This window comes from Rummeliibacillus sp. TYF-LIM-RU47, assembly GCF_008638315.1.
Classification (GTDB): Bacteria; Bacillota; Bacilli; order Bacillales_A; family Planococcaceae; genus Rummeliibacillus; species Rummeliibacillus stabekisii.
In genome coordinates this window covers 1,539,076-1,565,553 of sequence record NZ_VVIR01000001.1, presented here as the reverse complement: position 1 = coordinate 1,565,553, position 26,478 = coordinate 1,539,076, and the positions used below count along the sequence as shown (strand labels likewise).

At 33.8% G+C, this 26,478-nt stretch carries 22 protein-coding genes and 1 other annotated feature; of the genes, 6 read left to right on the top strand and 16 right to left on the bottom strand.

Annotated features, from left to right (window positions below):
* Positions 1-22 precede the first annotated feature (22 nt).
* From F0527_RS07880 to F0527_RS07860, 5 genes are all read right to left on the bottom strand, one after another.
* Positions 23-6,037: a DNRLRE domain-containing protein gene (locus F0527_RS07880; protein WP_150284408.1), complete on the bottom strand. Its 6,015-nt coding sequence runs from the start codon at positions 6,035-6,037 to the stop codon at positions 23-25.
* A gap of 443 nt (positions 6,038-6,480) precedes the next feature.
* A complete protein-coding gene (locus tag F0527_RS07875) occupies positions 6,481-7,800 on the bottom strand; it encodes a hypothetical protein (protein WP_150284407.1) in 1,320 nt (439 codons plus the stop codon).
* A 2,092-nt stretch (positions 7,801-9,892) separates the two neighbouring features.
* The gene (locus F0527_RS07870) at positions 9,893-10,135 is read right to left on the bottom strand and encodes a hypothetical protein (RefSeq protein ID WP_150284406.1); all 243 of its coding nucleotides are present in this window, start codon (positions 10,133-10,135) and stop codon (positions 9,893-9,895) included.
* Positions 10,136-10,216: 81 nt separating this feature from the next.
* Entirely contained in the window at positions 10,217-11,581 is a 1,365-nt protein-coding gene (locus tag F0527_RS07865; protein WP_150284405.1) for an amino acid permease, read from the bottom strand.
* An 80-nt stretch (positions 11,582-11,661) separates the two neighbouring features.
* Positions 11,662-11,921: a binding site (T-box leader), on the bottom strand.
* A gap of 146 nt (positions 11,922-12,067) precedes the next feature.
* Positions 12,068-13,270 (bottom strand): erythromycin esterase family protein, encoded by a 1,203-nt coding sequence (locus F0527_RS07860; RefSeq protein ID WP_190323411.1) that lies wholly within the window; start codon positions 13,268-13,270, stop codon positions 12,068-12,070.
* 294 nt (positions 13,271-13,564) lie between these two features.
* Between F0527_RS07860 and F0527_RS07855 the strand changes: the two genes are divergently transcribed.
* Complete coding sequence (locus tag F0527_RS07855) at positions 13,565-13,903, top strand: DUF3889 domain-containing protein (RefSeq protein WP_150284403.1); 339 nt, start codon at positions 13,565-13,567, stop codon at positions 13,901-13,903.
* Positions 13,904-14,055: 152 nt separating this feature from the next.
* On the opposite strand, the gene F0527_RS07850 is transcribed toward F0527_RS07855, so the two are convergent.
* Positions 14,056-14,706, bottom strand: coding sequence for a DedA family protein (locus tag F0527_RS07850; RefSeq protein ID WP_150284402.1), 651 nt, complete (start codon positions 14,704-14,706; stop codon positions 14,056-14,058).
* Positions 14,707-14,974: 268 nt separating this feature from the next.
* Between F0527_RS07850 and F0527_RS07845 the strand changes: the two genes are divergently transcribed.
* Positions 14,975-16,144 (top strand): acyl-CoA dehydrogenase family protein, encoded by a 1,170-nt coding sequence (locus F0527_RS07845; protein ID WP_150284401.1) that lies wholly within the window; start codon positions 14,975-14,977, stop codon positions 16,142-16,144.
* 123 nt (positions 16,145-16,267) lie between these two features.
* On the opposite strand, the gene F0527_RS07840 is transcribed toward F0527_RS07845, so the two are convergent.
* The 7 genes from F0527_RS07840 to F0527_RS07810 all read right to left on the bottom strand — a co-directional run bounded on the left by F0527_RS07840 (position 16,268) and on the right by F0527_RS07810 (position 21,582).
* Complete coding sequence (locus tag F0527_RS07840) at positions 16,268-16,804, bottom strand: hypothetical protein (RefSeq protein WP_150284400.1); 537 nt, start codon at positions 16,802-16,804, stop codon at positions 16,268-16,270.
* A gap of 361 nt (positions 16,805-17,165) precedes the next feature.
* Positions 17,166-18,119: an ABC transporter permease gene (locus tag F0527_RS07835; protein ID WP_150284399.1), complete on the bottom strand. Its 954-nt coding sequence runs from the start codon at positions 18,117-18,119 to the stop codon at positions 17,166-17,168.
* Positions 18,112-19,017: an ABC transporter ATP-binding protein gene (locus F0527_RS07830; RefSeq protein ID WP_150284398.1), complete on the bottom strand. Its 906-nt coding sequence runs from the start codon at positions 19,015-19,017 to the stop codon at positions 18,112-18,114. Before F0527_RS07830 ends, F0527_RS07835 begins: the two co-directional genes overlap by 8 nt.
* Positions 19,010-19,726 (bottom strand): ABC transporter ATP-binding protein, encoded by a 717-nt coding sequence (locus F0527_RS07825; protein ID WP_150284397.1) that lies wholly within the window; start codon positions 19,724-19,726, stop codon positions 19,010-19,012. The genes F0527_RS07830 and F0527_RS07825 overlap by 8 nt, the downstream gene beginning before the upstream one ends.
* Complete coding sequence (locus F0527_RS07820; protein WP_066787093.1) at positions 19,716-20,093, bottom strand: GntR family transcriptional regulator; 378 nt, start codon at positions 20,091-20,093, stop codon at positions 19,716-19,718. The genes F0527_RS07825 and F0527_RS07820 overlap by 11 nt, the downstream gene beginning before the upstream one ends.
* Before the next feature lie 3 nt (positions 20,094-20,096).
* Positions 20,097-20,873 (bottom strand): hypothetical protein, encoded by a 777-nt coding sequence (locus F0527_RS07815; RefSeq protein ID WP_150284396.1) that lies wholly within the window; start codon positions 20,871-20,873, stop codon positions 20,097-20,099.
* 130 nt (positions 20,874-21,003) lie between these two features.
* Positions 21,004-21,582 carry a hypothetical protein gene (locus F0527_RS07810; protein ID WP_150284395.1) on the bottom strand — a complete coding sequence of 193 codons (579 nt, stop codon included), beginning with the start codon at positions 21,580-21,582 and terminating at the stop codon, positions 21,004-21,006.
* Positions 21,583-21,751: 169 nt separating this feature from the next.
* Between F0527_RS07810 and F0527_RS07805 the strand changes: the two genes are divergently transcribed.
* From F0527_RS07805 to F0527_RS17025, 3 genes are all read left to right on the top strand, one after another.
* Entirely contained in the window at positions 21,752-22,081 is a 330-nt protein-coding gene (locus F0527_RS07805; protein ID WP_150284394.1) for a PadR family transcriptional regulator, read from the top strand.
* A gap of 1 nt (position 22,082) precedes the next feature.
* Positions 22,083-22,928 (top strand): DUF1129 domain-containing protein, encoded by an 846-nt coding sequence (locus F0527_RS07800; protein ID WP_150284393.1) that lies wholly within the window; start codon positions 22,083-22,085, stop codon positions 22,926-22,928.
* 102 nt (positions 22,929-23,030) lie between these two features.
* A complete protein-coding gene (locus tag F0527_RS17025; protein ID WP_184117487.1) occupies positions 23,031-23,183 on the top strand; it encodes a hypothetical protein in 153 nt (50 codons plus the stop codon).
* Positions 23,184-23,239: 56 nt separating this feature from the next.
* Here the strand turns inward: F0527_RS17025 and F0527_RS07795 are convergent, their stop codons facing one another.
* From F0527_RS07795 to F0527_RS07785, 3 genes are read right to left on the bottom strand one after another with little or no spacing between them, the layout of a single operon-like run.
* Positions 23,240-23,962, bottom strand: coding sequence for an amino acid ABC transporter ATP-binding protein (locus F0527_RS07795; protein WP_066787084.1), 723 nt, complete (start codon positions 23,960-23,962; stop codon positions 23,240-23,242).
* Positions 23,955-24,617: an amino acid ABC transporter permease gene (locus tag F0527_RS07790; RefSeq protein ID WP_066787081.1), complete on the bottom strand. Its 663-nt coding sequence runs from the start codon at positions 24,615-24,617 to the stop codon at positions 23,955-23,957. Before F0527_RS07790 ends, F0527_RS07795 begins: the two co-directional genes overlap by 8 nt.
* Before the next feature lie 22 nt (positions 24,618-24,639).
* Positions 24,640-25,425: a transporter substrate-binding domain-containing protein gene (locus F0527_RS07785; RefSeq protein ID WP_150284392.1), complete on the bottom strand. Its 786-nt coding sequence runs from the start codon at positions 25,423-25,425 to the stop codon at positions 24,640-24,642.
* Between the two features lie 645 nt (positions 25,426-26,070).
* Here F0527_RS07785 and F0527_RS07780 point away from each other — a divergent pair.
* Positions 26,071-26,406 carry a 2Fe-2S iron-sulfur cluster-binding protein gene (locus F0527_RS07780; protein WP_150284391.1) on the top strand — a complete coding sequence of 112 codons (336 nt, stop codon included), beginning with the start codon at positions 26,071-26,073 and terminating at the stop codon, positions 26,404-26,406.
* The last annotated feature ends 72 nt before the right edge of the window (positions 26,407-26,478 follow it).

Sequence of the window (26,478 nt, the reverse complement as noted above, 5' to 3'; positions counted from 1 at the left end):
TTTTCACCTTTTCTTAGAATAATTAATGTAATCTAGTTTTAACTACATATTTTGCATAACCGGCTGCACCATGATAGCATGATGCATATTTAAAATATTTATTTCTTCCTCCTTGGATAATCCCCGTTCCAAATCGTAGTAATAAATATGTCCCCCCTAAAGCTTTTTTCACTACTTGTAAACCAGCCTTTAAAGCTTCTTTTCTTACGATTTTTTCTATCTTATTTTTTAGAGTTTTAGATTCTTCTATTATTTTTTTTGCTTGTTCTGTTCTATTTTGTTTTTTTGCTTTTTTCACATCAGTGTAGGCTCTTATAGCATCATAAACGGTTAAAACTAACCAAGTAAAATCTGTGAATGTAGAAACTATTTCATCAACGACATAAGCTATTCCTGTTACTAATGCATAATAAAGTCTATTTGGTTTTAAACCATTAGAGTCCACTTTCATTACTGGATTACCATTCACGTAGCTATAACCATTCTGTGAAAGTGGCTCTTCATCATCACCTGGATGTGGGTCTAATGTTAAGAATGCTCCATTTGCTGGGTTGTAGTAACGTGCTTGTAAATAGTAATTCTTCGTTTCATCGTCATAATAGTAACCCGCGTAACGAACTGGATTTTCTTTTGCTAAAGTACCTTCCACTGCTAAAACATTCCCATAAGCATCGTAGATATAAGATCCCACTTCTTTGTCCTCATTATCTCGAATACTTAAAACATCACCACGATGATTCGTAATAAATTGATATGCTTTAGTTTCAAATGTACCTGTATCATTCTTCGCTTTCACCATCATACCTAATGGGGTGTAACCATTCCACTCGTATGAACGATATTCTGTGATGACATTATTGACTTTGATAACTTCCATATCCAATACTTCATTGTTATAGAAATATTCATGTTTGTTGTTACCAACTGTTTTCGTTAATCGTAAGCCATTTTCATCATACGTATATGTTGAGATTACTTTACCGTCTAAAGTTGCTACTTTTGTTAAACGTTGCTGTTGGTTATATGTGTATTGATAGTTTTCATCTTTTGTTAAATTACCATCAGCGTCATAAACATATGCTGTATCATTTTTCTTTGAAATTTGATTCGCATCGTTATAAGTGAAAGTTGCTTTTGTACCATTTAAGTTTGATTCTGTACGATTTCCGACTGCATCATACGCGTACGTATTTAATGTACCATCTGGTAATGTTTCTTTGGTTAATTGGTCGTTGTCATCATAGACAAAAGTACTTACTTGGCCATTGACCGTTGATTTTTTGATATTTCCGTTCTCTGTATACTCATACAAAATTTTGAATGGTTGCTGTGTTTTCGTTGTGTACGTCAATGAGCTAAGTAAGTTTACATCATTCATTTGCGCATCTTGTTTCCATAAATCATTGTTTAATGTAAGTGTTGTTCTGTTATTCTCTACATCGATATCACTTTGATAATCATGTAAAGCATTGGTATTCACTTTATATTGAATATGGTTGATATCGTCACTATTTTCTTTATACGTTGTGTCTTGTACAACGGCGAAATCATTGTCATAACTTGTAGTGACTTGATTGATCCGTTCTTGATTATCGTATGAATAACCTTGTGTGAATAAACCTAACGTATAATTCGCTAATAAATTACTTTCTGCACTATAACCATAGGTTTTTAAAGGAAAACCGTCTCTTGTAATGGCTGTATTATTCCCATTCACATCATACGTATAAGAAATCATTTCATTACCATTCTCTACTTGTGCCAATTGCCCATCACTATTGTACATATAGTTCGTTATCACACCAGAAGGTAAAGTAGACTGACTCATTTCACCATTTTCATCATATTCATACTTAAATGTCATGTTTGGTATTTTAACCGTTGTCACTTGGTCATTTCCATTATATGTGTATGTTTTTTGACGATTTAATGCATCGGTTAACATCGTCAAATTGTTATTATTGTCATACGTATAAGTTGTTTTATGACCGTTTCCATCTGTGACAGATAATAGAGTAGATGGATACACAGGATCATACGTATAAGATTTTGTATGGGCATTCGCATCGACTTCTTTTACTTTTTGACCATAAATTGAATAACTAACTGATGTTGTATTGCCTTTTTTATCCGTCGTTGTAATTTGACGATTTGTATCATTGTAATCAACTTGTTCAAACGTACCATTCGCATACGTTGTTTTTGTTACACGACCATATATGTCATAGACATAATTTGTTTCTTCATCTTTCACTTTTGAGCGAGTTAATGAAGGACCATCATATGTATTAATGGTTTCTTCTCCATTCACATCGACAGTTGAAGTAAGCTGATTTAACTCGTTATACGTATTTGTAATGGTACCCTCTTTTGTCTCGTTCGTTAGAAGATTTCCATTCGCATCATACGTATTTGTTTCTGTAGTTCCATCTGGATTAATCACTTCTAAAAGATTATATTGCGAATCATATTTATAATTTGTTGACTTTGCCACTTCTGTTTCTTCTTGCGGTGATATTTCTTCAGCAACGACAAATGAATTTCCTACTTCATCCCGATGATACGTCGTTAAATTATCATCTGTATCTTTGATAAGGTATTTATATCGATAAACCCCTTTATAGTTTTCATCCTCTTCTAATTGATTAAACTGATACGTACTTGTAACAGATATTTCTGCATCTGTAGCTTGTTTATCAAAAACAACTAATTCATTGTCATTATATTTAAAAATGGTCTCATTTTTTTGTCCATCGATATATTTCGTCAGTTGACCATTCGCATCATACGTAAAACTTTCGACAATCGTATGTTCTGATTTAACGCTACCAATAGTTGTTTTTGTTAATTGATCTCCTGTATAACTATACTTCGTCCAATGATCACCATATTGTACTTGACTAATACGATCATCTGTATAAGAAATGACTATTTTTTCTTGATTACTTGTTCCTTTCGTTTCAGCTACTTCAGTAATTTGACTCTTTTCATTTCGTTTAAAAGCAATTTGATTTTTATAAGCATCTGTGTAGGAACTGATGGTATACGTTCCAGCTGTAGAACTTACTTGATATGTTTGGATAAATCCATGATTATCTGTCAGTGTATAAGTGTTATCCACTTTTTTCAATTGTTCATATAATCCTTTAGGTGAGGTGAAGGTGGCTCCTTCTTTTTTAAATACATGGACTGTTCCATCTTCATCCGTATATTGTACGTCACCATTGGCCAACTCTACTAGATTTTCATTCCCTACAAATGTCCAACCTCGCCCTAATACAGAAGATTTTGTAGAACGAGAGTTATACGTACGGGTAAATTCGTATCCTAATTCACCGCGTGTGTAAAGTGATTCATCTGTAAATTGTAAAGCCATATTTTCTGTTGTTACATTGACATTGGCTGTTGCATTGCCAAATTCGCTCTCATCATATGTGAAGTAGTCTTCTAATCCTAACAGGTCTTCGTGTAAATTTGGTTTCACACTTCCTTTAGAAGAGTCTGGACTTATACCACGTTTTACACCTTCCATCTTAGGGTTATCTTCTTCATCTGCCGGTGCTTCGGAATCATCATAATAATAAGCTTGAACAGTTGCCGTATACGTATCATCTAAATCAAACAGTTTTTTAGTTGTATACTTTAAAGCATGTTTTACGTGGAATGTCTCTTTGACACCTGTTTTTTCACCACTTATTATTACATCGTAAAAATTAGCATTCTCTACCTTATCCCACTTTACCGATAAACTTGTTTTATTTTCAGTTAAATCATCGTCATTTGAAGTAATTGTCACATTTTTTGGCGCATACAAAGGTATATAACCATAATTTATATCTGAACGTTCAGAATCACCAGCTGGAGAAGTGGCAATGATTCGAATGCTGTAACGTTTTGATGTATTACCATATGTTAGACCTGGATACATCGGTAGCTCAGCACCTGTGCCATTGCTAGTCGTTTTATCTAATGCAGCTTGATGAAGTGTGGTTTTACCTGCTACAATCTCATCGTCAGTAGGCCAGATCTTTTTCCCTTTTGTGCTAATAGAAGTGATATCTTTCCCTACTGTAAATTCATCATATTTTGTTCCGTTCCAAATTAATATTTTATAACCCGTTGCATTTGCAACTGGCTTCCATTTAATATCTAGCCAACCGCGTCCAGCATTTTCATTATCAGTTTCAGGGTATTGATAACCAGTTACAATTGGTCTCTCTGGTGCATTTGAAGCAAGGGGTATCACCTTTTTAGCAAACTCCGACTGGGGACCGTCTCCTGTTGGATAGACTGCGACAACACGGAACTTATACTCTTTATAATTTGCTGTTCCCTTTGCTGCAAAAAAGCCAGATGGATCATCAGGAAATTCTACACCAGCCCCTTCTTTTGCAAACGTAGTAGTTGCTTTATAAGGACTTTTAGGGAATATCTTTTTGCCCTTTGAAGACCAACTATTAGCTGTACCTGAATAGACCTCTTCGTACTTTGCTCCATCATATAACAACAATTTATAGCCTTTAGCCCCATAAACGGACGACCATTTCACATTTGTATAGCCATTATTCGAACCATCATTATAGGCTGTTGCAGTGACAGTTGGTTTTGGACTGTCTTCATAATGATAGGAAACAGTAATTTTTGGTTTGTTTGCATTTTCTTCAGCGCTAATTTTCTTCCAATATGTTTTTCCGTGACCATTCGTGTGTAATTTAAACCCGTTGTTACGTGTTTCTCCAGACATCCATGATTGTACTGTGCCAGTAACATTAAAATTTGCCCATTCATCTCGTCCTACATTTACACTTGTAATCTTTGTAGAAGATGGTTTGTTATTCCAAGTCAAATCAGCAGTATGCCAAATATCATTGACAGCATCAACCCAGAGTCCATTCTTTTCACTTGCATAATAAGCGTGTGTAACATACGTACTTAATTGTGCTTGATCAATAGTAGCACCTTTTAAATCATTTAAGTCGAACTTAATAAAAGCATAGTTAGTACCAGATGTTGCATCATAATAACCTGTTTGTAAAACATATTCACCCTGTGTAGGATCCCACATTTTATTGAAATTCGCTGTAGGATATTTACTCGTAGCATACGTATCTCCTAGTGCAGGAACAGTCATTTTAGTGCTAACGGATGGATCGATATAAACTGGATAAACCCTTTTAGAAGAAGCTAACCAATCTTCATTTGCATTTAAAGTTAACTCATAAGTATTATCTTTTTGTTTCGTAAGTTCGTAATGAACTTTGTCTGAGTAAACCCCTTCTCCTTTAGCTTTATCTATATTAGAATCCATCATCATAGGACGAGGAAGAGTAAAGATGGCATCTACATTGTTCGCATTCTCTTTAAATGATATGGAACCATCGGATTCTAATTTCGCAATTAAATCCGTTTGAATTGTATATTTAAATTGGTGAATACCTGTATATTTCTTGACAATCCAATCTTCTTTTACTTCTTCATTAAATGTAATGTGGCGTAAATCAATTTGAGGATAGATATCTTCATAAGTACTTTTATTTTCTTCAGTGATATTTTTCGTTTTGAGTGTAGGGGCAATGGATTCACCATCTTTTAAAGCGGAGTTTAATGTAAATTCTAGAGAATGATCGCCTTTTTTATACTCAATTGTCGAATCACTTTTTATTGATTGAGGAAACATAGATTCTAATGATGTCTTTTCAGTAGATACATAGCCCGTTCCTGTAGAAGTTAGATTCTCAGAAATGTCTTCATAGCCAGTTGCATCTTTCTTATGAATTGGATCTGAATATATTTCCTTATAATAATTTCCGTTATTGTCTTTGAACGTCTTAGTGGTTTCTGTTCTTTCTTTTTTAATCTCTCTGAAAACTGGTGTGTCCAACTTATCAGTCGCTTCAGTTCCTTTTGTTTCTTCTGAATCAGTAGATGTTTCACTATTGCTTTGAGCAAATGCATCGATTGCAAATTGAGGAATAAAGCTTACTAACATTGCAAGAATAGTAAAAACAGAAACTGATTTAATAAATTTTTTATTCATTTGTTACCTCCATGGAATATTTATGTTACAAATAACACAAAACCATCATATATTAAATTTATTAATAAATATATATATATTGTAAAAAAACAGTATAAAATGTTAAATTTTTAACCATTAGTTTGAAATTAATACATATTTTTTTAGATGTCATTAGGAAGTAGTACAATTTGTATATTTAAAGAACAAACTCAAATACAGTAACTAATAATTATCAGTCTAGTACATTTGACTTGGTGGATATAAATTTCTCTAAACGGCGGTAAACTCCCTCCATGTGATATTTTGCTCAATAAAAAAGCCTTTTCATCTATCGAAGATAGATAAAAAGGTTCCTTTACTATGTTTTTTCTATTTCAGTCACTATCTGTTCTACACAACGAGAATGGCTTCAGAACTTTGCACTAAAGACTATTATTCAACGCGAAGACCTCACAAAGTTGTTAAGGATGTAACGACCATTGAGAACTCGATGTGTTACCTGATAAATCTTCTATTTCCTTTATTTCTAAAGTGTGTCCTGCGGTATTTTTATTCAACTGAGCTATGATGGTGACATTATTTTTATCCACTATTACTTTAGAAGGCACCATACCATCAACAAGGAAATTTTCTTCAGTCGCAATTACATCTTCAGTGAATGTAAGTTCAACAGTTGCCATTTCTGTTGCGGCATCTTTTGTTGTTTTAAATTTCATTGGACCTGGCGGTTCCGTATCATTGAATAGGATTTCTATTTCACCATTTGGCACAGCTTTGCCTACAGCTGACTTTACGTTTTTAACACGTATGGTATAGTTTTGGTCTACTTTCAATTGCGGTACACGCACTTGTAGTGTTTTTCTATCTTTTGACAGCACATAACTCGATGTGTTCTCTACTGTGATATTGTCTATGGAAACAGAATGATTCACAGTCTCTTTATCCATCGGTGCACTAAAACTGACTTCAATCAATGTAGGATTCACTGCTCGAATTTTTTGTATCGCTGGATGTTGTGCACCTTCTAAAGTTTTATTCACCTCAAGCAACTTTTCTGTTGCTGCTACGCGTGTATCCTTAGACACTGTCTCTTCTTTTCCTTTATTGCGCAAAAGCTCTGCCTTTGCATCTGCTAGGCGAGACTGTGCGGATGCCAGATTGCCACTAGCTATATCTTTTTCCGCTTTCATTGAAAGATAATATGCTCTCGTTAATGGCTGCACTTCTTTTGGCAAGGAAAGATATTCATCAACCACTAACTCTTCAGCATTACTGCCATAAACGAGCTGTCGTATCTCTCGTTCAGCATGTGCCATTTCTTTTCCAAAATCCGCATAACCATCGCGAATTTTTTTCCTTGCTTTTTTTTCATAAACACTCGTCTCAATACGTAAAATCCCATTAAAGTTTGAACCTAGCGCATTCATATGTTTGCCGTATTTTAACGCTTTTATATAATTCTTAGCATGCAATAGATATAAATGTGCTTTCTTCAGATCTTTCACATACTTTTCTTTATTCTTGCTCTTGTCTTTTTCTACAAGTTTTTTGGTTGCCTTATAATAATTCATCCCTATCATAAACCTAATGTTAACATCTGATCCTGACACTACTCTTGGCGAATTGATATAAGTATCTTGTGCAACTTTTGCTTTTTTCACGGCTTTAGATACAGATGCCGAGATATTTGTTGCTGCTTTTGCCTCAAATGTTGGCACGGCGGTAAGTGCAGAGCCCAGAAGCGCAGAAGCAACAACCCACTGAATAACCTTACTCTTCATGTTAAAGTCTCCTCCCATTATACGAACTGATTTGATTCACAGATTATATTTCTACCATTTTATCATAGAAGGTATCTGTCCATAAATACTTATATTCTATAAAGTTCCAACCAACCCATTTTTTAAAAGTCACTTAACAAGATGCTTTGTAGAACAGATTGAATAGCATCTGCTTGGTACAGGAATAAATATTGTTCCCTGACACAGACCATCCTCATGGGCTCTTTATTAAATGTCCCTACCGTGCCGTACTCTACAACTACTTAATAGGAATAAGTTACCCACCAATCAACAAATAGAGAAGGGTCGTAAAGACGTTACGAATTACACTTAAATATTGTTCCCTTTTGCAGTAAACTTGCCAGACGGTTGTAAATCGCTCAGTAGTTATAAATCCTCGAAAAGGAGGAGTAAATTAAATCATCTTTAGGTATTTCAGGTCTCGGTATTTTAAACCAAACAAAAAACCCAGCCTATATCAGACTGGAATTTTATCTTCTATCTTCTCAGAAAACTGGCTAGAAGTCCTTATAACTCTATATCCTCTTGATTCTATTACTACTAGCAAATAAATTAAAAATAAAGCATAAACAAAGGCTCCTATTGTATTCAATACTTGATTATAAGTCTCCAGCTTTGCAAAATAACTAGAAATATCACTATCTAGTCATTTACTATAACTCACCATCCTACTTATCAAGAAATTTACGATAAATTTTTATGTTTTTTTCTTTGTTTTTAATTACTATTAAGGACGATATCCATTAATAATAATTTCATATAATCCTCCAATCAACATACCAAGTGTGCCTAGCAAAAAGAAAATAGAAACATATTTAATAATTTTTTAAAGAATAGATTTTTCTTGAGAACTAATATAGATACTGGATATCAAAAAAACTAAAGCAAATAATCCTTTTAAAAAAAATTCTAAATCAAGCATTATTCAAGAATTCCCCTCTTCCTATTCCCTAATTACTTATTTCTAGGATCTAACACTATATTTGATACTACATCTACTAAATCATTCTTTAATGAAATATACATTAAACCAAAAAAAGAGTTACTAATAACAATTCTCCATTTGCTATGGATCAGCAAATGGAGAATTAGCCATCTTTACAAAGCAGCTATTAACAACCGTATAAAATGACGGGATATGTTCAAGGTCAAACTCTTCTAAGAATGATAGTACATTAAAAACTTCGTATACAACCAGATGGCAAGGTTGCAGCTATAAGAAATATAAAGCTCACTACTTGTAGTGAGCTTGTATTGTGATTTTTACATTATGACGCCTCGCTCAATTAGAAAAACAAATAAATCAAACTTTTCTGAATTGTTAAAGACTGACTAACGAATTTTGCTTGACGAGTCTCTATGAATTTATTTCTATCTTTTGTAATACATAATTGAACTATTATTTGCACTAGAGACAAGAATAATGAAATGCCAATACAATTGTATTTTTAGCATCTTCTTTTCCTTCTTTAACTTAAAAGACCTTAATCCCCTAAGAGATTATGGTCTATATATTTCTTTTAAAATAATAGAGTAATCCAAGTTAATTATAATTAATTAACATAAATATCGTATTCCTTTTCATAGTTAACAATTTAGAATCCTTTTATTTTTTATATAACCATATTTCGGTAGTGTTCATTTGCAATTCTGATAGCATAACTTAGTCCACCTCTGTATAAGAATCATCCCAATTGTCTTTCAAGAATCTATAAAATATTGTAATATTGTAAGAATATCTTAATCAAGAATTGATGCGTCATACAAAATTTTAATTATCAACACAATTATGAGAAATATGGATCCCCAAAATAGAAAGTTAGTCCATAAATAAAAGTTAAATTTTGTCGAAAAAGGAGTTATCTTTCGAAACGGTTCCCATTCTGGGTCATAAAAAAATTGTTCCTTAGTTTTCTTACGAGTTGCAAACCAGATGGTGAAAATGGGTAATAAAAGAAAAATTATACTCCATATAGGGTTATCATGCATAAATTACCACCACCATTTTTTTCGTGTTTTTACTTTCTTCTTTTTTCACTTATTATATACTTTGCTAATTATAGGTATTGCTTCATTCGAGATTATGTTCTTCTTGGTAATAAAGGCAGAAAAACTTGATTTTCAGTAAAATCGCCTCTTCATAGTCTCGGCTGTAAGTAATAATTCTTTGTCTCGTTGTGATAATAGTATCCAGCGAAACCAATTGGGTTTGTCGTAAATCAGGAATAATTAACGGGTCTGGATTAGCTTGGAAAATAGATTCGACGCTAACGTCACCTTTTTCAACATTAAAGAAATTATCTAGTTTAACCATTTTAAATATATCATTCAGAATGTCTCACCATGGGTAGTAAAGACATTTACTTAAATTTCATTTTTCAATAGAATGAACTAACTACCGTTTAATCTTTATTAATTTGTAACCAATGTAAAGAATCAAGAACCAAATCGGTGCAACAAACAATGCAACCCGCATACCAGGAATGAACGCCATTAAGACAACGACCATTAATAAGAATGCTAGGGCAATATATGAAGAAATTGGATGCCAAGGCATTTTGAATTTCAGCGCTGCAACTTCTTCTTTTGATTTTGCTTTACGGAATTTAATTTGTGTACATAAAATAATTGTCCAGCTCGTCACAACGGCAACTGTTGCCACTGCAGAGATGTATGTAAATACTTGCTCTGGTACGACATAATTTAAGACAGCGGCTATTAACAACATCGCAGACGAAAATAAAATACCACGGACAGGTGTACCATTTTTGCTTACTTTCTTGAACACTTTTGATCCCTGATTTTGTAATGCTAAGTTGTATAACATACGGCCTGAACCATATAGTCCACTGTTGAATGCTGATACCGCTGCTGTAATGACAACGAAGTTAATAATATGTGCTGCTGCGGGAATACCAATTGCATCGAAAATTTGAACGAATGGGCTACCACTTGAACCAACTTCATCCCAAGGATAGATGGCCATCATAACACCTAAAGCGCCAATGTAGAAAATTAAAATACGCCAAACAATATTGTTAATTGCCTTTGGCACTGAGCTACTGGGATTTTTCGCTTCTCCAGCTGTGATACCAACTAGTTCTACACCCCCAAATGAGAACATTACTAAGACGAAACACATTAACAATCCTTCAAGACCATTTGGCATGAAACCGCCATGTTCCCAAAGATAACTTAAGCCCATTGGCTCACCATTGTTACCGACACCGAAAATAATAATACATAAACCTACAATAATCATTGCAACAATTGCCACAACTTTAATCATCGCGAACCAGAATTCGAATTCACCATACATTTTTACATTCGCTAAGTTAACAAGTGTCATGACGACAAGAACGACAAGTGCTGTTACCCATTGTGGTATATCTGGGAACCAGTAGTTAATATACACGCCTACCACTGTTAATTCTGCCATCCCAACGACAATCCACATGAACCAATATGTCCATCCTGTTAAGAAGCCCGCGAATTTCCCTACATATTTATCGGCATACTTGCTGAATGAGCCAGAGACAGGTTCAGCGACAGCCATTTCACCCAATGCGCGCATGATCGTAAAGATGACTAATCCCCCAATTAAATACGCTAGCAATACAGCAGGACCTGCTAATTGAATCGTTGAACTTGAACCATAGAATAAGCCGACGCCAATCGACCCACCCAGAGCAATTAATTGCATATGACGGTTACTTAAACCACGTTTCAACTGTGAATCTTCTTGATAATTTTCTTTCATACTTCCTTACTCCTCACCCTGTGAAATTTTCAAAATGTTTTGTGCAAAAAGGATAAAAAAAAACGCCCTTTTGGATTAACCAAAAGGACGATTCAACTCGTGTTACCACCTTTAATTTGTAAGCAACTCACATTGCTTACCTTAGAAAGTACGGTCAGTCATTTACTGACGATACTCTTGCACATGATTACGGATGCTTACCGGTATAGCCTACTAAGAAAAATCTTTTCGGTACACAGCTCCAAGATGAATTCTCAATCGTTTTACATGCACCTCTCAACAACCGGTAACTTTCTGTTTGTAAAAATGAATTGATACTATTTCTTTTCATAGCCTTTGTTTTATACAAATGTTTTTGAATTGTTTTTAATTTTATACTTAATAAATTTTTTGTCAATATAATTAATAAACTTTTTTATAAACCGATTAAATTATTTCTGTAATTTTACTATATAAATACAATTCAAATTATAATACAATTTAACCCTATTGAAAATAATGAGAGGGGCTTACATGTTTAATGAAAAAAATACCGTCGTAATGGTTTCTGATGATCATACGGTCTTCCCAATATCCTTGATTTAATGCAGTGATTGGTTCGAACATCCACTCATTATATTTCTCTTTTTTCTGATACTTTAAATCAATGAATGAGTAGTCATAAGGTATCTCATTGAGGATAAATTCAAGACTATTCTTGCTATACTTTTTATCAAAATTCACTTGATTAGAGACTGTTGCATATCTTTCTGCTATTGTTCCATCATGCATATAAAAACCCATTATATAACTTTTCTTTTTATAATCGCTTGGTAGATTCTCATACATAGATTGTATTTTCCATTTCTGAAAGATATTCCTATCAATATCTTTTCCTGCAATTTCGATTTGACGGTTTCGGACATGATTGTTGTGTCCCCACACTATTATTTTTTTATCTATTATTTTTTTATCTGGGTAAACCTGAGTAGATAACCATAGCAAGTTTTCTTCCATCATTTTGTCTCTAATTATACTACCGGTTTCCTCTGTTGTGGTTTCCTCTGTTTTTTTAACCTTATAATATTTTTCCAACATCACAAAGCGGTTTTCTAAAGTTTTCACTATTACTTTTTCAAGATTTTTTTCGTTCGGATATTCACGCCTTAATTCTTCTGAATGGGCATGTATGAATGCTATTAACTCTTGATAGGATTTCTTATAATTACTTAATGTTTCCTTTGAGAGGCTCATTCCCTCTTCCATTGTATTATCATATGTTTCACGCCAGTTAAATTCTAGCTTTTTATATTGCTGCGCAAGATCATTATTATAGGTTTTAATCCAATTACTTAGAAATTGAATAAAATAACCTGAAACCCTCATATCAAATCCTCCAAAAGATAGGTCATTTGTGTTTCGTTGTTGTATTAAATAATCAATTAAGGGTTTTGTTTCTTGATTATTCCACGGAGAAAGAAATGCAGATAATATTTCATTTGAACTCATATACTGGTTGATTGAACTTTCTGCAGAAACAGCAGCTCCCTCACCAATATTTCCTTCGAATAGCACAACATCAAATCCTAATTCTTCGTGCAAGTATTTTATTAATCTTACTTTGGACTGGCTATATTCAGAGATGCCATGTGAACTTTCACCGAGAAAAACATACTGTTTGTCCTTTAATATTGGCGACAAAAATTTCAAGTCTGAATAATCATTGGATGTCAACGAGCTAATTTTATGACTATGGGTTATTAACCATGATTTTTCAGCATTTTTATGAGTATAAATGACAGATATTACTACGATAATAAGGAGAACTATAATCGTAAACGAGTATTTATAGGAGTTCTTAATGACTTTTCACCCCTCCAAATTTAGCATTATTTGTAATTCCTTCTCTTATATAGGTTCGTTATGAAAGCGTCTATATCCTTCATGAGACTATATAAATAATCATCCGAAATTTCAAAGACTAATTTCAAAGGGAGCAATGATATGAAAACAATTTTATTAATCCAATTCGCTCTTTTTTCAACGTTTTTTGGTGATATTTCACATAATGATTTGGATCAAATTACGAATAATAAACATACGATTTCTACTTATTACAAATGGGGACAAGTTGCTATTCAAAAAACAAAAGAGCAATATCCTCAAGCTAAAATTATTGATTATTTTCATATTGGAAAAGTTTCCATAACAGATTACTCTATAGAAAAGTTTAGATTTTGGATAAAAGATAGTAATAAAGAATTTGGAGTGTATGTTGATCTTAAAATTGATAATACAACTGGAGAATTAATCGGAATTAAGTTTAAAGAAACCAATAAGTGATACTAAAAAAAACCGAACTGACCCAAGGCACTTTATCAGTACCGTGAATAGTTCGGATATTTTTATGGATGAATAAGTACTTATCCAGTTTTGTATGTGATTACCGTAAAATATAGGTGGTCAACATGGTAAAGAAGGGTTTTCTTTCATTTTCATTGCATGTTTCCCTTTCTTCTAAACGTTTCTCCCTTTTTTACTATTATAAAAACTACCGGAACTAATATAGGTATCATTGAAATAATAGCTAGAGACACTGCTAAATGGTTTTCAACCCACTTAAGATTGCCCAAAACATAGCCTAAAGTAACCCAAAAGAACGTCCATAGAACTGCGCCTATACTATTGAATTTTAAAAAAGTATAAAATGGATAATTTGTATACGCACTTACACAAGGAATAGTTGTTCGCATAAACGGAATAAACCGTGAAATGATTATAGAAATATCTCTATAACGTTGGATAAATGCTTCTGCTGATTGTATTTGGTTCTCCTTTAAGAAATTCAGCCTCGGCTTTTTATGCTGCCATTTTCTTATTAAAGTACCTATATAATAGTTCTGACTATCTCCGCTTATTGTTGCAAATATAAAGAGAGCTAATAAAATCCATAGATTCAATTCCCCTACTGCAGCTAGTGCAGCGCTTGCAAATACTATAGAGTCCCCCGGCAAAAATGTTAAAACAATAAACGCGGTTTTTAAATAAACAACTAGAAATAAGAAAATGTAAACTTGCACACCATATATATCTGTTAAATTATCTAAGTTTTTATCTAAATTAGAAATAATATGCCCTATGTTCATTATTCCTTCTCACATCCTTGTTATTTAAAGTATAGTATATGATAAAGAATCTTATTAAATCCTTAAGTTTACTCCTTTACACCTCTTAATAAAATAAGTCAATTTAGATACTTATTTAATTGCGTATAGACTTTATTATCTGATAATATAAATTTAGAATATTAAACATCTATAGTAGTCCACCCTGTTTTAAATTGAGTGGATTTTATTTTAACTATAATCCTAGTAAACCTCTAAGTCTTATTTATTTTAATTGTGGGGTGTATATATGAAAGAGATATTTATAAGAACTGATCTACAGCGTAATTGGCTGCACAAACTTGAAACATTACGAGCCGAGCTTTCCGCAGATTCTTTAGAAATTGATAAAAATGCTCTTTTTCCAATAAGAAAACTCGAAACTCTTAGAAAAGCGGGTTATCCCAAAATTACTTTACCTAAAGAATATGGCGGGGAAGGTTTTTCTGTGTATGACATGATTCTTCTTCAAGAAACGTTAGCAAGCTATGACGCAAATACTTCGTTAGCAATTGGCTGGACACTAGGCATTATCGGCGAGCTTTATGAACATAAGCTATGGGATCCAGCGCTATTAGAATCATTTTCAAAAGAAGTACAAAAAAATATCTTTATTAATCGGGCCGTAAGTGAAGCTCATACCGGTAGCCCAACGCGCGGCGGCCGTCCAGCTACACATGCTGTACGTGGAAAGAATGGTTGGACTATAAACGGCCGTAAAATCTTCACAACTGCTTCACCAATTTTAGACTATTTCCTAGTAAGCGCTTGGATTGAGGAACAACAAGTAATCGGCTTTTTCCTTATCAATAAGGATGTTCCCGGGTTATCAATCGAAGAAACTTGGGATGTAATGTCCATGCGAGGTACGGGCAGCCATGATTTAGTGCTTGAAAATGTCCAGGTGGAAGCTTCAGCACTTGTTGAATATCCGCAAAGTCCCTTTGGAGGCACTCATATCAATGGCTGGATTTTGCAAATTCCTGCCACATATCTTGGGATTGCACAGGCTGCACGTGACTATGTAATAAACTTTGCCAATCATCATCAACCTAATAGCTTGAATGCGCCAATCGCTACTCTTCCTAACGTACAGCAGCATATAGGAAATATTGAATTAAAGCTGGATCAAGCACGCTTTACTTTATATGGGGCTGCCGAGGCATACGATGATTTAGAAAGGCGTCCATATTTAACAAATGAACTGGCAGTGGCGAAACACACTGTTACTAACGCAGCAATTGAAATTGTAGATATTGCTATGCGAATTGCAGGCGCAAAAAGTCTTCAGAATTCAAATCCTTTACAACGCTATTATCGAGATGTCCGGGCTGGTCTTCATAATCCACCAATGGATGACATGACTATTACGAAGCTGGCACAAACCGCGATTGACCAGGGTAAACAATCAAAATCATAATCATAAATTCCATATAAACAAAAATAAAAAAGCCTATAAAATCTTAGTAAAAGAATTTACAGGCTTTTTATCAACTTTTGTCTTGTTCATCTATTAGTTCATGAGGAAATATTGTTAATTCATTTATAAAGATCTCTTTGGCCAAATAAAATATGAAATCGATATTACAAAGTCAATACCTATTATCAAAGTCCATAATTGTAGGATTTCATAAAAAGGCGCATTTTGCACGTGATTATTTGTTATTAAAATCATACCAAATAATAATAATGCACCTATTATATAAGCAAAAACATGTTGTCCAAATGATTTCATACCATGACGGGCAAATTCGATCCCATATCTTTTAACAGGTTTAGAGCCATCTTTCATAATATAATACCGAAATTTCTCATCAAGCCAAGCAATCATGCTTTTACCAAATGCGATAGAACTGCCAATATAAACAGCGGCGATAGCATGTGCAGCTGTAGGCTTAGCACCAAAGTAAATATCCAATCCTGCTACAACCAGCAATATTAAATCGATTATAGGGACAGACGCCAAAAACAATAGGCTTAACTTTTTTCGCTTAAATACATACCTTAAAGTTAGTCCGACTAATATAACCACCCAAAATGCGATTTCACAAGCAACGATTAACCAGGCGATCAAGTTCAATTCTTCAACTCCACTTTTTCTCTTGTACATCGTTCAATGTTACAAGTTACGTTCTCTTATAAATTTTCTTTGAAAAATAGTCCTGTTTACTTCATTATTATTACTGTATTTTACAAATAGCAATTTGACAATCGTTTTTTAAAAGAAATTAAAATATTCTGTTACTGTCATTTTTTTCATTTTTATATAGACTAGCGAGGTTTATAAAATTGCTCTTATATAAACAAACTAGATAAGGTTGATTGAAATTAAGCAAATAATTGTAAGGATTTTTTAAAACTAAAATGGTGCCTGCCCATTTTCATGAAAAATGGGATCAGACACCATTAAATAATGTTCTAAACTATTATTTCTCTTAGTCTTACGCAGCTACATCTCGTTTTGTAAATACACCAAATGCAAGAAGCATAAAGACAATGAAGTAAATTAATAACATTGTAATAGAGAATCCTAGCGTCATACCATCAACCATTGGGATTCCATCGAAGTATTGAGATAGATCTGTATTGGCAAATAAGATATATTTAGCCCAATTGTATTGAGAAGCAATGATTGCTGTAACTGAACTTCCCATAAATAAAAGGAAGATGGATAAGCCTGTTGCTAGAGAGCTATTTCTAAATACAGCAGAAATCATAAATGCCATAGTAGTAATCATGATAACATCGATTGAAGCTAACAAATATCTCTTAATTAAATACAGCAGCATATTTTGTTCAACAACTGTACCGTTGGCATATGCAAGGTGCGCATTATTTCCATCACCTGTACCAAATAATGCAAATCCTAAAATGGCAGCGGTGATAAATAAAATAGCTAATAAAAATACATCAAATAAAATAACAGTTAAATATTTCGAAAATAGAATTTTCGTTCGTTTGATTGGACGTATAAGCAATAGCTTGATCGTTCCCCATCCAAACTCGCTTGCCACAATTCCTGCTGCGATAATGATCGTAAACAATCCAGCAAAGGAAATGAACGACGCACTGTCATAAATAAATGACCACCCTGTTTCCTCTTGCTCAGGAGGTAAATTATGATCTAAACGATATTGATTAATAGCTATATCTCTTTCTAGGCTTTGTTTATAGGTGTTTGCTGATTTTGGAAGGCCTTTCATTTCCTTCTTATACTCTTTTGTTTCCTGTTGTAATTCCTGCTTCCACTGTGGATTTGTACTCTGGCCTGAATCTCCGTAAACTTTTGTCAGGATGCCAGTCCCTAGCACTGCAAGGACTAGTAGCCCGATCATCACGTAAGTTCCAGGTCGTTTAAATATCTTTATCCATTCATTCTTAATAAGATTAAGCATGCTTCTCCCCCCCTGTTGTAACTTCTATAAATCGATCTTCTAATGATTTAGCTATTGGTTTTACTTCATATATTGCAATACCTGCTTCAATGAATTTTTGAATCATTTTCGGTACATCTTCTTTTTCAAGCTCGATCTCATATCCTTTGTCTACTCTTTCATATGGAATGTTTTCTAGTATACCGTCATTTTCCAAATTGACCTCGAAGAAGTATTTTTGCTTTGTGTCATTTACATAATCGTGAACTTTTTGAATGTCTACGAGCTTTCCATTTTGTATAATCGCTATACGATCACACATCATTTCCATTTCAGATAATAGATGGCTAGAAACAATTACCGACATTCCTTTTTCTTTCGTCAGCTTTTTCAAATGATCTCGAATTTCTCTTATCCCTGCTGGGTCAAGACCATTTGTAGGTTCGTCTAAAATCATTACTTTTGGATCGTGAAGTAAACTTTGGGCCAGGCCTAATCGTTGTCTCATTCCAAGTGAATACGTTTTAACTTTATCGTGAATACGTTCTTTTAAACCAACAAATTCGACTACTTCGTCGATCTTTTGCTTAGATATACCTTTTATCATACGAGCATATTGCATAAGATTTTGATAACCAGTTAAAAATTTATACATCTCTGGATTCTCTACGATGCCTCCAATATTCATCAGAGCCGCTTCGAATTCTTTTTCTACATTTTTTCCGCAAATTAAGATTTCGCCTGATGTGATTCCCATCAATCCAACCATCATACGAATAGTTGTTGTTTTTCCCGCTCCATTAGGACCAAGAAAACCAAATACTTCTCCCTCTTCAATACTGAAGCTCAAATCATCAATAATTTTCTTCCCTTTGATTACTTTAGTTACATGGTTCAATTGCACAACCGGACTAGCCATTCATCTTCGCCTCCATATTCTTTGCAGTATCCTTAAACCAATCTAATACCGATAGTCCTTCTTCTTCTCTTAACTCCTCTACATTTTTCTGACCAATTATTTTCCCGTGAAAGATGACAATCGCTTCATCAAGTAGAGGTTCGATTTCGTCGATTTCATGTGTCGCAATAATCACTGTTTGTAAATCAAAATTAATGTAGGACAATAAGCTCTTCACGATGGAATCGCGAACCATTGGATCAAGACCTGAAAATGGCTCATCTAAAAGAAGTACAGGTGCATTTCTTGAGAGCGCCAAAACAAGTTTTAACCGGCCCCTAGTTCCCTTTGATAATTGTTTTATCTTTTTTTCTCGTTCTAGCTTCATTTCTTTCAATAGTTCTTCTGCTTTTACAGGATCAAAATCAGTAAATTGAGTAGTATAAAAATCTATCATATTCGCTACTGTAAAGCCTGGATAAAACATATCAAGTTCTGTTAAATAAGCCACATTTTTAGAAATTTTTCTTGATACTTCTTCATTTCCAACTTCCACTTTGCCGCTATTTGGATAAACAAGACCAGCAATCATTTTTAGAGTAGTGGACTTCCCACTGCCATTAGGTCCCAGTAGCCCATAAATTTTGCCTGTTTCGAATGTAAGAGAAACATTCTTTAAAGAAAATTCTTTTCCATACTTTTTCGAAACATTGCTTAGTTTAACGGCCATCCTGCTCCCCCCTTAAATATTGCTTTAACCCTTCCGTTATATCTTCTTCCGAGAGCCCAAGTCCTCTCATACTTTGGACAAAACGATCAATAATTTCTCTTTGTAACTGAGTTTTTAATGAATCCACAATCTCTTCATTTTGTATGACAAATGTTCCTTGGCCACGCTTCGTTTCCACAATTCCCATCCTTTCCATCTCACTATACGTTCTTTGGACTGTGTTAGGGTTAACACCTGATACGATCGCCATTTCTCGTACAGACGGAAGTTTCTCGCCTGGTTTGATCTCTCCTCTTACGATTTGGGATGACAAATGATCGGCTATTTGGATATAGATGGGCTTTGATGCTTGAAATTCTTTTGTCATCTTCTACACCTCAACTTTCCGGTCGAGAAGCAGACAGGATATTACAAATAATCCAACAGAAATAGCCACATACAAAACAAGAGTTAAAACCGGTAAATTCATTGTATTTAATCCAAGCGTATAACCCGCATGACTGTATTTAAAACTCGCACCCATTATAACGGGGATCTTCCATTTAGTTAATATGTCTTGTAAAACATCGATACTTTCTAAAAAAGAAGAAATTAGGCTCAGCAGTATGAATAAAACAAACACGAAGAGCCAGCGCCAATTTTTCATTTTCGGATATTTACCTAATGAGTGATAAACCGTCCAATAAAACAAACACCAGAGAGAAAAATACAAGCTTATCAATACTAAACCGGCATTTAGTGTGGTCAATTCGATAAATAAATCTGCTTTATCCAAAATAAATAAATCTTTGAAGAACAGATAGATCACTAACCCAACGCAAGTTATAAATAATTGAGCAATCAGCTGATATGCAATGGAAATAACTATCTTTGACAGAATCAATAATTTGCTGTTTTGAGGGTTATAAAGCCATAATTGGGTTTTCCCTTCTAAACGAAGCATAGATAGTAGCATCCCCGGCAAGAAAAATACATGAAAACCAAGTAGCATGATGACGGCTATTGGAAGAAAAGATAATGGCTGGTGAAAATAAACTTCTAGTGCGAATGGTAAAATCAAAAACAACGCAAGAAATCCAATCCATAAAAAGAACCAATTTTTTGAAATATGAAAGTCCTTTTTCAATAGCCCTTGAAAAGCTAACATGTAATACACATCCTTCTGTCACTCTGTCTTAGTGTCCTAATTAAATAGTACACTAAGACAGAAATAAAAATCAACAGAAATTTGAAGAAAAATTATATTACTGGAAAATAAAGTATTAATCTATAGCAAGCTATAATTCATTTCTGATTCTCTTTAATAAATTTAGTGCATCTTGAGTTGATTGAATTAAAGCTGGTTTACCTTTCTTGACTCTTAACTTCATAGCTTCTATAAAACAGGCTTCTGCTTCATCTAATCTCGTTAATTCTAAGAGACATTTCCCTTTGTGCTGCAAAACAAAGTCCAGATATTCATCGGTTTCATTTTCTTTGCTTAATTTCATCGCAAAATTAAAATGCTCTATAGCTATTCCATGTTCATTATCATACTTATACGCCTCGCCAAGTCGAATGGAAGTAATAATTTCTTTTGTTGTGCTTTTTTCTTTCTGAGCATACAAAAGACAGTATTTTAAACAAGCAATGGCCTTCTTTTGCTTTCCATTAATTCTATATAAATTACCTAATGCTCCATTTAAAATATATATTTCCTCCTCTTTTAAATCCTGTTTCAATAAGTATTGAGCTTGAATAATCAATTCTTTTACTTTGGAACCGTTAGTGGGTTTTTCTCTTAAATAATCTGTTGAATCAAAATATGTTAAATTATTTATCTCATTCATTTCTTCCCTAAAATTTAGTATCGTCAAGTTGAAGTCCCCCTTGGAAACTCGTTCAGTCTATATATTAATACAATATCTCCCAATTAAAAACCTTGTTTTTTCAGAAAATAAAATAATTTCTCCACTAGTATGTTTTACAAAGTAGTTAACATATGATACAGTACTATTATGTTATACAAAGTAGTGAGGCGAGCAAATGAAAGAAACCCAATTGTTAAAGGGCGTATTGGAGGGCTGTGTTTTAGCCATCATTAAGCGACAACAAGTTTATGGCTATGAGCTAGTACAAATTATGAGGGATTATGGATTTACTACAATTGTAGGCGGGACTATCTATCCTTTACTGCAGAAATTAGAAAAACAAGGGCTTATTAAGAGCAAGGAGTTAACTTCACCAGATGGGCCTAATAGGAAATACTTTTTTATTACAGCTTATGGTGAAGAGCAATTAATGAATTTTCAAGAACAATGGAATTCATTAATAATAAAGGTTAACCGAATAGTAGAAAATGAGGAGAGTGAATAAAGTGGCAAATTCTTCAGCCGAACAATTGGTTGAACAAAATAATCATCTTAGAGAACTGTTGTCCAAAGAAAATAAGGCGTACTATGAAGATATTTTAATATATATGCGTACTCTTGGTCTTTTCTATAATGAATTGGAAACAGAAAAGCAATTAATGATGATATTACAAGATATATTAGAAGCACAGAAACATGGTGAATCTGCAGAAAGCTTTTTTGGAAAACATCCTAAAGAATTGGTAGACCAAATAACAAAACAGTATGATAGACCCTCTTGGAAATCCATCTTTAAAATGAGTGGCTGGCTATTCTTAATTAGTTCTTTGTTTGTATTCATAGGAAGTTTTACAGCTCCCCTTTTACAAATAAACATCTTTGTTCTTTTAATGAACGGGGTATTTTCAATTGCTTTGATCTATGGTGTGTTTAAATTAATACATGTGAGTATTTATATGAAGGCAAAATTACCGAAGTTTATACAATTTTTCATATTATGGTTGATATCTATGCTATCATTCGGCGTCTTTTTCCTCATTCAGTTTTATGCACCTAAGCAAGGTATCGTGAAAGTTGGTCCTCCAATAGATTGGATTCTGATCATTGGTGTCGTTTTGACTGCTGTCTTGTATATCTCTACCAAAAAAAAACGAGAATTCTATGGCGCCCTTGCTTTTATCTTAACCTTAGGAATCTTTGGTCTATTATTAAGAATTCCTCAAACAAGAGAGTATCTGCAAAATGATCAAAATCAGATTTATATGATGCTTGGCGTTATTCTCCCATTTGCTTTATTTATATTGATTAATTTGTTTACACTCTGGAAAATGAAGGATGATCAAAAGGCTTAATTTTTTTAAAATTTGGTTGAAAGGCAGAAAATCTTTTGAAATCTTATTATATTCTTTGTAGAATAAGAAGAGAAAGATTTAACGAGGAAACGAGGTTGTCTCATGTCATTACAACATCCAGATAAAAAAACTTATTCACCTGAAGAACTACTAAAGGAAATACAGCGATTAGCAGAACTCTTACAAAAAGAGGATTTGACAGAAGAAGAGTATCTCAAAGAAAAAGAGAAACTCATGGAAAAATTAAATAAATAATTAAACAGGCAATTCTTAAGTTCTTCGGACTTAAGAATTGCCTGTTTTCTTTTCTACTACAATACTTTTTCTAAGAAATCCTTTGCACGCTGTGTGGAAGGATTGTTAAAGAAGTCTGTTGGTGCAGCATCTTCAATGAGTTGGCCACCGTCCAAGAAGAATATCCTGTCTGCCACTTCACGAGCAAATCCCATTTCATGCGTGACGATCAACATGGTCATCCCTGTTTTAGTCAACGATTTCATTACATCTAGCACTTCTTTGACCATCTCTGGATCTAGCGCTGATGTAGGTTCATCAAATAACATAAGATCAGGTTCCATCGCCAATGCTCTTGCTATGGCTACACGCTGCTTTTGGCCGCCAGATAACCGATTTGGGTATTCATCTTTTTTCTCCAAAAGACCTACTTGCTTTAACAGCTCTTCTCCCCTTTTTTCAGCATTCTCCTTTGAGATTTTCAATACTTTCATGGGAGCATACGTCAAATTCTCCATTACCGTCTTATGTGGAAACAGGTGAAAATGCTGGAATACCATGCCTACTTTTTCACGGATTTTCATTAAGTCTGTTTTTTTCTCAGTGATCAACTGATCGTTAATTTGGATATCACCGCTGGTTGGTGTTTCTAGCATGTTGATACAGCGTAAAAATGTTGATTTACCAGAGCCGGATGGGCCGATGATCGCAATTATTTCTCCATCTTGAACAGTTGTTGAGATTCCTTTTAGCACTTCATTATTGCCAAATGTTTTGTGCAAGTCTTGTACTTTAATCACCTATTCTCATCCTTTTCTCAACCAATTTTCCTGCATATGATAGTATCAGAACAATAATGTAATAGATTAAACCTGCTACTAGCAATGGCTCGATATAGTGGAATGTAGCTCCACCCACAATATAAGCCCGTCTCATAATATCGAGTGCTCCAATTACTGTAACGATAGCAGATTCTTTTGTTAACGAGATGAACTCGTTCATTAAAGCAGGAATAATATTTTTTAATGCTTGTGGCAAGATAATGTCTTTCATCATGCTCGTATAGGATACGCCAAGCGCTTGGGCAGCTTCACTCTGCCCTTTATCTACGGCCATAATACCGCCACGAATAATTTCTGAAATATAAGCAGCTGAATTAAGTGAGAAAGCTAATATTGCTGCTGGCATAGGGCTTATGTCAATGCTTGGGAACATTTGCGGTATTCCCATATAAATAATGATTAATTGCAAAACAAGCGGTGTACCGCGGAATACAGATGTATAAAAATCTGCAAGCCATTGTAACGGTTTTATTCCGCTTAACTTAATGAGTGATAATAATACACCCAAAATAAAGCCAAAAACACACGCGAACGCGGCTATCTCTAGCGTCACGCCAATCCCTTTTAAGATATAAGGGATGGAGTCTGCAATGGCTGAAAAATCTAGATTCATCTAAACTACCTACTTCCCTTAATTAATCAACTTTGAACCATTTGGCTTTCATCTTATCGATTTCGCCAGAGTCATTTAATTCTTTTACAGCTTTATTGAAATCTTTCACTAATTTGCTACCTTTAGGGAAAGCTGCTGCTTTTTTCTGGTTATCGACACCGTCAATCGTCGAGAATTTTAGATCTTTATTTTGTTTAACATAATTTTTAGCTACAATATCTTCTAATACAATGGCGTCTAGTCTTCCTAATTTCACTTCTTGAATCAATTCTGGTACTCTGTCACGCGTTTCTACTTTTACGCTTGGCACTTTATCTGCAATTTCCTTGGCTGTATCTTCTTCAATGGATGAAACCTGCGCACCGACTTTTTTACCTTTCAAATCCTCAAGTTTGTCGTATGACACATCTTTTTTAGTAATGAGATAATCTTCTGTATCGTAGTAGGAATCCGTAAAGTCCACCACTTTAGCACGTTTTTCATCTGGGGTAATACCCGCCATCGCAAAATCAATTTTTTTTGCTTGTACGGATGGAATTAAACTATTAAACTCCATATCTTGTATTTTCAATTGATAACCCATTTTTTTAGTTACTGCATTGGCGAAATCAACGTCAAATCCTATAATTTCATCTGACTTTGCTGCATCGATGTATTCAAATGGTGCGAAGTCTGCTGATGTGCCCATCACTAAAACCTTTTTTTGATTGTTATCGGAAGATGAACCATCCTTGCTGGAATCTGATCCGCACCCTGCGAGAGTTAATGATAATACTGCTGCTGCTGTAAATAACCATTTCTTTTTCATTGTCTAAATCTCCTATCTCGTCATTCTTTCAATAAAACCACTCTATGTAACGTCGTGTTTTATTATGAATTCAAATGAATAATTATAGATTTTAATTTATAATTATAATAACATATTAATAAAAAAATAAAAGTATTTTTTGCATAAAAATAAATATATTCTATTAAAAATATATTAACAGAATCTTTAAATAATTACAATTACATTTGTATTATTTTGTCTAATTACCTTATTCCTCAGGCAATAATCATTTCGGATTCAATTGATAATGTTATGAAGGCAGTCTAAAGCAAGATTCAGCCAGGTTTCTATCAGAAATCTCATTAAGTCGTGATACTCTGTATTTCCAATATGTATTTTATGATGTCAGCGAGTTTATTACGTTAATTTATTGCCATCCCATGCATTGGCGTATTCTTCATTATCCTGCATGAAATTTATTTATACAGCTAACCAAATTAAATATAACTACATTTAAAAAGCCTTCTTCAAACTAACCACCATTCGGACACTCATTAAACCGATAGCTTTAAGCTTTCCGTCAATGAATGTTTTTTGTATGAGAATAGTCAGATTAATACAAACTGATATTAACATTTATTTCGTAAAACCTGATAATGAGGAAATTGAAAGGAGTATTCATAAATGCCACTTGTCACAGTATTTGGAGGAGAAACATTTGAAGTTGAAGCTGGTAAAAAATTAGTTTTAGCCCTTGAAGATAATGGAATTGAAATCTTTCACCAGTGTGGCGGAAAAGCTAAATGTACTACTTGTAGAGTGGAAGTCTTAGCTGGCGAATACAAAGATATTTCGAAAGTAGAAAAAAACGCCTTTGCTATTAAGAATATTGACGAGAATTTATATGAAGATTGTTTACGTTTATCTTGTCAAATTCGTGTAATTGAAGACATAACTGTTAAGCCAATTATAACTTCAGAAATTAAACAAGGCTCTAGAGGACCTAGACCTGCAGATTAACTATGCTAAGATAAAAAACGCGGTGTTAAAGCTAATACCGCGTTTTTTTATAATTCCCTAATATTATTTATT